Consider the following 9,529-nt stretch of genomic DNA (forward strand, 5'->3'; position numbering starts at 1 on the left):
TACAAAATAGAAAGAACACCTTAACAAACAACTGCTAAAGTGTTCTAGACCAAATTTGACTAACCACACATTAAGCAGCAGGTAGTCTTTTTTTGCATTTTTTGAGTTTTAGTTTTCGTATAAGAAGTGTTCTGTCTCAAGAAATAAGTCGGAATATACGAAAATAGCTACTCATATTTTCAGTATAGTTCGACTTATTTCTTGAGACAGCTTCTGCGTCTACGGTTCTCACTTCGTTCCGATCCTCGAAGCATGGAGGGGCTTTGCTTCTGCTCGAATCATACAAAGACTGGAACACCGTTTATTCGGTTTTAAGGGTATCAGACATACTTCTGTCACAACCTCGATTAAATAAAAGCTTAGTTAGCTACTGGATATTTCGTTCTTGATTTCCTAATACATCCGTTTGTGTACTACTACTAAGAAAATCAAGCATATTCTACTTAATCAAAACCGTTTTTTTCCGCACCTGTACGAATCAGTTCAAGGTCATTATCAAGGTCACTAAAAAAGCTAGGCATTGCGTTCTATTAACTGGATACTCCGACAAAACATAAAATGAATAGTTCTATCGTTTCCATTTCTTTCAAGCAATTTTTTGCATTACATAGTTTATTCTCCTCATCATAAAAATTAAACTCTTTTAGGATCTACTTCAATTACTTTTCCATATGAATGTTTCGATCTTGAGAAAATCGAATAACAAATATCTTGTTTTTTACTACAATAAACCGCTGATTATCAAAACTAAATAATTTCATTTTTCTCACTTCAACAATTCAGTTGACATTTTTTAGAAAAAAGCAAAGATCTTGGAACATAAGTCCTAACGAAAAGAGAGTGGGACAATAATCAGAGAAAAATCTGATTATCGTTCCACTTTTTTTGAATTTAGGGTACACAAAAAACACGCAAACCTGTAAGATTAAAGTGACAAAACCCAATCAAAAAGGAGCGTGCTTGTATGTTTAAAAATTATACCATCAATCAAACAACTTTACCATTAGATATGGAACAATATATTCCAGAAACAGATGTCTCTTTTGCGGTTAATGGCCTTAGTTGAAGCAATGCCACAAACACTCTTTCATGAATTAGAAGAACAATTAGGCCGACCGGCCTATCATCCTAAGATGATGCTAAAAATTATTTTATACGCCTATACCCAGCGTATCTTTTCAGGTCGGAAAATTGAATTTCTGTTAGATGACAGCTACCGTATGCGTTGGTTAGCGAACCATGAACAAGTCAGCTATTGAACCATCAATCGGTTTAGAAGTCATGAGACAACCGCTCACCTTTTAGCAGAAGCCTTTGTCTTGTTTCATCGACAACTAATTACCAATCGAGTCATCGATAATGAAGCCATTTTTATTGATGGTACAAAAATCGAAGCTGATGCTAATAAGTTCAGCTTTGTTTGGCGTAAAGCAACCACTCGTTATGAGCGACTACTGGATGAAAAATCTGAGGCGTTCTATCAAGTACTTTACGAAGAGAAAGTCTTGCCTTGTTTGAAAGAGGAAGAACAACCCGATGGATTGACAAGCGAGCAACTGGAAGAAGCTGCGAGTCATTTAGAAAGTGAACTTCAGGAATTAGAGGCGCAATTGCCCTATGAAAAGCAAAAAGAAAAACAAAGTCAATTAAAGAGAAAAAGAAGAACCTATAAAAAATATCTGCGAAAAATTCAAGCAGATTACCTCCCAAGAAAACAAAAATATGAAGCCTACAACCGACTTTTTCAAGAACGAAACAGCTTTTCAAAAACAGATACAGATGCCACATTTATGCGAATGAAAGACGATTATATGTGCAATGGTCAGCTAAAACCAGGCTATAACTTACAAATCGCAACAGAAAATCAGTATGTCCTAGCGTATGATTTATTTCCAAATCCAGGAAATACAAAAACCTTAAATCCGTTCTTAGACAGCTTTTTAGATCAACACAACGAATTACCCGAAGATATTGTGGCAGATGCCGGTTATGGAAGCGAAGAAAATTATATGTATATCAACGATATCTTGCATGAAACACCATTGATCACGTATAACAGCTACCATAAAGAAACCAAAAAGAAAGTGAAGAATGATCCGTTTCGTGTAGAAAATTGGCTTTATCTTGAGAAAGAGGATGCGTACATTTGTCCTGCCCATCGGGCAGTTTCCTTCAAGCAATATAGCCGAAGAAAAGATAAAGGCGGATTTGTACGTGATTTCAAAATTTACGAATGTGAAAATTGTAGAGGCTGCCCAGTTCGTAGTCAATGTACGAAAGCAAAAAGTGATCGGAACCGACAAATTTTAGTGAATAATTCATGGCGCTATTTCAAAGCAGAATGTAAAAAGAAGCTTTTAGAGGAAGAAACAGGTTCGATTTATCGGAAACGGAAAATCGATGTCGAACCAGTGTTTGGTCATCTGAAGGCTCATTTGGCGTTCCATCGTTTCCACTTGCGGGGGAAACAAGGAGCAAAGATTGACATTGGCTTGGCACTCATGGCGTTAAATTTAAGAAAAATAGGGAAATATATGGAGAGAAAGGCATCTATAAAAGAAAAAATAAGCTCGATTTTGATATTAACTATCAAAATCGGACTTATTTTCTTTTGGAGAGCGGACTATTGTCCCACTCTCTATTTTTTGCACATAAATAAGAACACCTCTGGTAAAATAAAATTGACAAAACAATCAGACTAGCGAGGTGTCCTTATGTTTAAAAATTATATCACAAACCAACTCTGTCCCGTATCTGATAGAAACCAGAACTGCTCCCATCATTAAAAAACAAACAGAAAATATGCTCACCTGTCTCTGCTGGAGTCTAGCTTTCCAATTCATCACGTTGCTCCTTAACCATCATCTCATAAGACAAAACAAGGGGCCGTCTTGTTCTAGACAGATAATCTCCGCTTCAATAGCAAACACTTCCATCAACAGTTGTTCTATAACCACTTCTTCCGGCGTTCCATCCTTAACTATCTCTCCATCTGTTTCAGGAAAATGTTTGGAAAAATCTGAAGGCAGTAAAAAATGATAAAGTATACAACTTTGGCGGCGATTCTAGCTGGCTGTATAATGCCCCATTGCAAATACAAACATCATTAAAGATTTGAAAGCTTCACTTATTCATTAAAAAAGTAAAAAGATACCTTGAAAAGCAGCCACTCGTTGCTTTTCAAGGTATCTTTTATTCTATACTATCCCCAGCAGATTGCTCCCCACAATACACATACCCAACCAGCTTTTACACTTTGTTGTTCTGTCTTTGTTAATTTTTTCATAGTTATTCTCCTTTCTTTCGTTTTTATTGAGGTTCTTAACCCCAGCAGATTGCTCCCCATAATACACATACCCAACCAGCTTTTACACTTTGTTGTTCTGTTTTTGTTAATTTTTTCATAGTTATCCCCCTTTCTTTCGTTTTTATTGAGGTTCTTAACCCCAGCAGATTGCTCCCCACAATACACATACCCAACCAGCTTTTACACTTTGTTGTTCTGTCTTTGTTAGCTTTTTCATAGTTATTCTCCTTTCTTTCGTTTTTATTGAGGCTCTTAACCCCAGCAGATTGCTCCCCATAATACACATACCCAACCAGCTTTTACGCTTTGTTGTTCTGTCTTTGTTAATTTTTTCATAGTTATCCCCCTTTCCTTCATTTTTATTGAGGTTCTTAACCCCAGCAGATTGCTCCCCATAATACACATACCCAACCAGCTTTTACGCTTTGTTGTTCTGTCTTTGTTAGTTTTTTCATGGTTTTTCTCCTTTCTTTCGTTTTTATTGAGGCTCTTAACCCCAGCAGATTGCTCCCCACAATACACATACCCAACCAGCTTTTACGCTTTGTTGTTCTGTCTTTGTTAATTTTTTCATGATTGCTCCCCCCTCTCCTTTTCTTGATTCATTGCTATGTTTCTAATATACTAAGCGTTTCTTCCAGCTCCATCACCCCTTCATATCTTAGTACCTTACCGTTTTTTATTATTATTAACGTTGGTGTCCCGGAAATATTATATTTTTCGCTGAACTCTTTGGTCGCAAAGTTATCACCATCTAGGAATAAAATTTTTTTACCACTTCTTTTCGCAGCTTCCGATAATATTGGCGTAAATACTCTGCAGGCTTCACAGGAATTTTTGCCGAAATAAACGATCATATCTTTTTCTTTCGCGACTCTGCTTTCTACCTCAGTAATACTAATTTCTTCAAACTCTTGATTTTTGTCGGCAAAGGTCAAGTGCGTTAAGCAAAAACCCCCTGACACTAAGAGCAATATTGCCAGCAACACAAGTTTCATTCTTTTCATAATTACACCTCCTCACTTATCACTACAATTTGATCACATTGTTCCAATAAGTAAGAGTCATGAGTAATTAAAATGATGATTTTATCTTCAGTAGCAGCCAAGGCTTTTAAGACCTTTATAAAGGCATCTACTGACTTTTGATCCAGATTGGTTGTCGGCTCATCAAACATATAAACAGACTTCTCTTCATATAATGTTCTTAAAAGAAGAATTTTTTGAATTTGCCCCTGGGAGAGATTTCCGCCTTGGGCGTGAATCACATGGTCATCCGCCAATTCCAAACCCATACACTCTTTTAAATAATCTATTCGCTGGTTTTTCAGTGCCTGAGTGTTGCTAAGGCCGAATTTTATATTTCGCTCAACTGTGTTTTTGAATGTACCCATTTCCGGAAAATAAGCATTTACGGCTTCAGTGATGTTCGTTCCATGTAGAGACGAAAACTTTTTATTATTGATTCGGATTACTCCACTATCTGGCTTTAGTACGCCTAAAATGATTTTCATTAAGGTACTCTTTCCAGAGCCATTTTTACCTGAAATCCCTGTCATCTTTCCTTTTTCAAAATTTATATTGATTCCAGATAAACATTTATTGGCTTCGTTATATGAAAATGAAAGATTCTTCAAACTAAGATGTTCGATCGTTTTAGTACCGATATCGGTTATTTCATTTTCCCCAGTAGGATTGTCTATAGCCAAGCTATTTTGAATATACGTTACCGCCTGCTCACTTTTTTGAATTCTTAACCAAATTTGGACAATCGGTCTCAATCTGGAAAGAACCAGCGTAATGATAAAAACACTGAGAAATAGCATGGTAATTGACTGATTTTTATTAAATGTATACGCATAAATCAGAAAACCGAATATACTCAAAGTAATGCAGGTGCTAATAAATTCAAAAATCGAATCAATTGCTGTTGATAGTTCATTGCTGATCAGCTTCTTATTAAAGTAATCAGCCATTTTATCCCGAACTTTCTCGCTCGCTTCTTCTTCCTTTGAAAATAAATGTACATCCAATGATAAGCGCAGCTGCTCTTCAATAGTTGAAGAAAGTGCATTGGAGCCTGATACTACTCCTTTTTCAAAATTCTGAATTTTCTTTGCTCGCTTGCTAACCATTACGACAAAGACTGCCAGCCATGCAACAACCACAATTCCCAGTAGGATATCAACCCTGAAAATAAGCAGACATAGCGTGAAAACAAAGGCCAAATCAAATTTTAAATACAGCTTATTCAAAATGCCTGTGACTGATATTAATAAGTTCCAGAAATGTCCCATGATATTGTCCATATTTCTTTTTTCAGTGACATTTTTCGTTTGCTTTTCATAATATTCCATCAGAACCTTTTGTTGAAACTGGTTTTCCAGCTTAGTCTTTATTTGGATATCCTTTTGGCTAATTTGATAATAAATCAACATCAAGGTCAGAAAGAACAGAGCAATCATACCAAAGTAAGGCATTGTTATACTTTCCATCTGATAAATCATCGCGTACTGCATGAACGCTATCAAGCTTAACGGAATGAGGTATTTCATAAAAGTCAACACACCAATTTCAAACTTTGAAGAAAAGGGTAGAGTCTGAATGATTTGTTTATATAGTTGACTATTGCTTTTCTTAGTCTGACTTTTCATTTTTTGAACATCTTCAATACAAATTGCATACCCCATAAATGTTTCTATAAATGCTGCTACATCTATTGTGATTAGCTGAGGCTCTGCTGGATCTGAGTAAATGATCTGTTGCTGGTTCAATTGGTGTACAACAACATAATGGGGTAAATCATCTCTTTTAATCATACAAACGATAGGAAATCTTTGACCGCTCAGTTCATGAAAATCAGTGACTCTGTATGCTTCACTATATACACCGTTACTGTTCATAATTTCCTGCAGCTGAAGTAGTGACAGCCCTTGCTGATTTGAATCCATGGATTCACTTAATGTTAATTCTACATTCTTTACTTTCAATTGCTTAAAGATGGTCTCCAACGCCGCCAAGCCGCAGTCATTGGTCATATTCTGCATCGTATGTGCAAACATTCGTTATCCCTCCTAAATCTCCTTAACCGTTATGTCTCCAAAGCCAAGTTCAACTTTGATTAGTCCCTGCGTGGCTTTCTGCTGATCCGGCTGATTGACTTTGCCTTGATTAGTTTTCAGTTTATAGGCCTTAGCAAAGGTTTCAGGTACATTCACATTGACATTGCCTTTATTCATCTGAACTAATAGTTGTTCCAGATTTTTTTCGTCAGTCACATAAATCGTCATTCTTAATTTATCACCACTTAGTTTAGCAACACTCAAGCCAATCGATGTGGAAAAATCAAGACATATCTCTTGTTCATTCGGATTCAGTGTAGACAACTTTTCTGCAAATGAGACTGGCATTTGACCTTCTATAGACAGATGATTCCTGTCACTCTTTTCTATATAAATGTCAATATCCTGGCTGATTCCTTTTAACGTGATATTTTTGACCTGCTCAGAGGTTAAGTCCCATTCCTTATTTACAGAAATTTTATCTTCACTAACATAGTTAAAGATGAATACACCCAGAACTGCGACACAAATTACTATTAACAGCATTTTCTTTTTCATCTCATTTTCCCTCCTCGCTATTTCAATTCTTTTCTTTGAAGCATCGTAACAGTACACGTCATAGCAACAATCAGAAGCAGCAGTGCTCCTACAAAAACTTTCACCAATTGGTCTTGACTCATCTCGTTCAACTGAACAACTGCACCCAGATTTTTAAATAGAAAGTATTGTGATATCTTTTGTGCATCTGCTCCTAACTGTTCTAAGAAGATGGTCACAACATTCTCCCCCAGTAGAATAATTAAGACATATACTGCTGTTGACAACGCTGCTGAATTCTCTAGACTATATAAAAACAACCCAATTGCCAGAACCACAAGGTATAATATCGTTTGAAGTCCCAGGATTCCTAGAATTTCCAGAAAATGAATACTACCTTGAATGCCCAGACTAAAAATAAGTGTTGATACATTGTATACAACAACCAGCAAGGTTCCCAACAGATAGGTTGTTGCTAATTTACTAAAATAATATTTTTCTCTTGAGATACCAGAGATAAGGACTGAGTTAACTGTCCTACTAACAAAATCCTTTTGCCACACCAACATAAATATCGGAATAAACAGCATTGGGAGAAGCACAGTTCCGTTAATCATCAAGCTCTGAATGAACATCATCCGATCATCTATTGCTGTTGTCAGAGTAAAAAACAACGTGACTGACAACGCACACAACAGGGTGATATAAAAGGCCTTAGTTCTTGAGACATGGTACAAGTCTGCCTTAATTAACTGATACATGATAATCTCCTCCTACAATTTCCAAAAATACATCTTCCAATTCTTTTTTTACATGTTGAAGCTGATAAACACTGATTTGACGATCAGATAATTTTTCACAGAAAATGTTCAGTGTTTCATTGTCCGTATGGAAAATAATTTTATTGTTTTCCATACCCACTACGTTTATATTTTTCTCCTCAATTAGCTGCAGTGCAGCTTCCTTATCTGATACATCCAAAATATATTTGCAGCTCAGCTCCGTTGCTAACTCTTCGCTGGAAAACTCTTTTACCAACCGTCCATCTTGAATAATCCCATATCTAGTTGCTACCATTGCCAACTCAGATAAGATATGACTTGAGATTAGAATCGTTGTTTTTAATTCTTTATTAATTCTCTGAATCATTTTTCGCATTTCAATAATCCCAGCTGGATCCAAGCCATTGATTGGTTCATCCAATATTAGTAAATCCGGGTTATTTATGATGGCCATTCCGATACTCAGTCTTTGACGCATCCCTAGAGAAAAATCTCGAACCTTCTTTTTTCCTGTTGTATTTAGACCAACAAAATCTAAGGTCTTATTCACACAATCTGGGTCCTTAACATTTTTCTGAGTTGCTGCATAGTTTAAATTTTCAAAAGCACTCAAATCTGGATATATTGCGGGTGCCTCGATAACTGCACTAACTGTTATCCCTTTTTTTAGATAGTCATAGCTACCTGATGTCTGAAAAATCAAGCCGGTAATCGTTCGAATCAGCGTTGTTTTTCCAGCACCATTCTTGCCAATAAATCCATAGATATCGCCTTCATAAATAGACATATTCACTTCATCCAATGCTGTAAAATTTTTATATTTCTTAGTTAAGTTTGTTGTTTTTAGTAATAAATTACTCATTATTCCACCTCCTGTATTTTAACCATTTTAACTGTATGTGTACGCATCCAGCCAAGCTTCAAATTCCGATAAAACACTTCCTTTTTCCGGTGTCCATTCAACCTTGCTAACTAATTGTCCATCTTTAAAATATGCAATTGTTGGCGTGTACATCACGCCATAGGTTTCTTTAAAGTCTTCCCATTTCCCCTCATCTTTTCTCAGCTTAGAAACATTAAGATAACTAATCTCTTGTTCTAAATTTCTTTCTTCAACCATTGAAAGAAAAGCCGGTTCAAACTCATTACAGTCTCCACAATCAGGACGCCCAATATAAACCAACAGCTCACCATCCTTCACTTCTGTTTCGAAGGAATGAAAACTTAGTGAATTAATAGAGTCATAAATCTCTGGATAAGCTATTTTAGCTTGATACAATTCCTCATCATTTTTCTTAAGTTGCGTATTTATTGAATAGGCAATAATTCCAATAACCATTAGAAATACCCCAATAATAAGTGACAATTTTTTACTATTCTTTACTTTCATATTTTTCTCTCCTAACGTTGTCGTTGATATTCTTTGTTTACTTGATACATTTATTATAGTCAGCACACCCTGTTTCCGTATGAGTAGTTCATGCAGTCTTTTATAGGTAAATAATGCACGCTTTCTCAAAAAATGAAGATGCCCTGCTTCGGTTACTCTTCAAGTTTTTTTGTTTCTTAATTAGGCGAATTCTGCCTTACTTTCATTCGATAAATCCTTACCCAAATCGGGGGAACTATAGAAGCATTGCTAGTTGAATACTTCTTTTTAAGTAGACAATCAAAACCTCCAGTGTGAACTGGAGGTTTGCTCTGCGGCTGTAAGCCTCTATGGAATGGCAACCCTTTTCTTGACAGTTTTTATAAGGTGTCCGATTTCAATTCGCGTTATTGTCCGATTGTCCTTGACAATGAGCCTCCTCGGATATGAGGAATACCGGCAGAAGCTAATAA

The 9,529-nt window shown here is 36.2% G+C and carries 7 protein-coding genes and 1 pseudogene; 1 reads left to right on the forward strand and 7 read right to left on the reverse strand.

Features of this window, described 5'->3' with window-relative positions:
• Window positions 1-964: 964 nt before the first annotated feature.
• Window positions 965-2,702, forward strand: a pseudogene (locus LI951_RS14935) (IS1182 family transposase).
• Between the two features lie 738 nt (window positions 2,703-3,440).
• Here the strand turns inward: LI951_RS14935 and LI951_RS14940 are convergent.
• The 7 genes from LI951_RS14940 to LI951_RS14970 form a co-directional block, all read right to left on the reverse strand.
• A complete protein-coding gene (locus tag LI951_RS14940; protein WP_202064320.1) occupies window positions 3,441-3,710 on the reverse strand; it encodes a hypothetical protein in 270 nt (89 codons plus the stop codon).
• Between the two features lie 205 nt (window positions 3,711-3,915).
• Window positions 3,916-4,314 (reverse strand): thioredoxin family protein, encoded by a 399-nt coding sequence (locus tag LI951_RS14945; RefSeq protein ID WP_202064319.1) that lies wholly within the window; start codon window positions 4,312-4,314, stop codon window positions 3,916-3,918.
• 2 nt (window positions 4,315-4,316) lie between these two features.
• On the reverse strand, window positions 4,317-6,368 hold the full coding sequence (locus LI951_RS14950; RefSeq protein WP_229442795.1) for an ATP-binding cassette domain-containing protein: 2,052 nt from the start codon (window positions 6,366-6,368) through the stop codon (window positions 4,317-4,319).
• 12 nt (window positions 6,369-6,380) lie between these two features.
• Window positions 6,381-6,926, reverse strand: coding sequence for a DUF4097 family beta strand repeat-containing protein (locus tag LI951_RS14955; protein ID WP_229442796.1), 546 nt, complete (start codon window positions 6,924-6,926; stop codon window positions 6,381-6,383).
• A 17-nt stretch (window positions 6,927-6,943) separates the two neighbouring features.
• Entirely contained in the window at window positions 6,944-7,666 is a 723-nt protein-coding gene (locus tag LI951_RS14960; protein WP_202064312.1) for an ABC transporter permease, read from the reverse strand.
• Window positions 7,650-8,549: an ATP-binding cassette domain-containing protein gene (locus tag LI951_RS14965; RefSeq protein WP_229442797.1), complete on the reverse strand. Its 900-nt coding sequence runs from the start codon at window positions 8,547-8,549 to the stop codon at window positions 7,650-7,652. The genes LI951_RS14960 and LI951_RS14965 overlap by 17 nt, the downstream gene beginning before the upstream one ends.
• 27 nt (window positions 8,550-8,576) lie before the next feature.
• Window positions 8,577-9,077 (reverse strand): thioredoxin family protein, encoded by a 501-nt coding sequence (locus LI951_RS14970; protein WP_202064307.1) that lies wholly within the window; start codon window positions 9,075-9,077, stop codon window positions 8,577-8,579.
• Window positions 9,078-9,529 lie beyond the last annotated feature (452 nt).

It is taken from the genome of Enterococcus sp. BWT-B8 (genome assembly GCF_020567625.1).
GTDB lineage: Bacteria > Bacillota > Bacilli > Lactobacillales > Enterococcaceae > Enterococcus_L.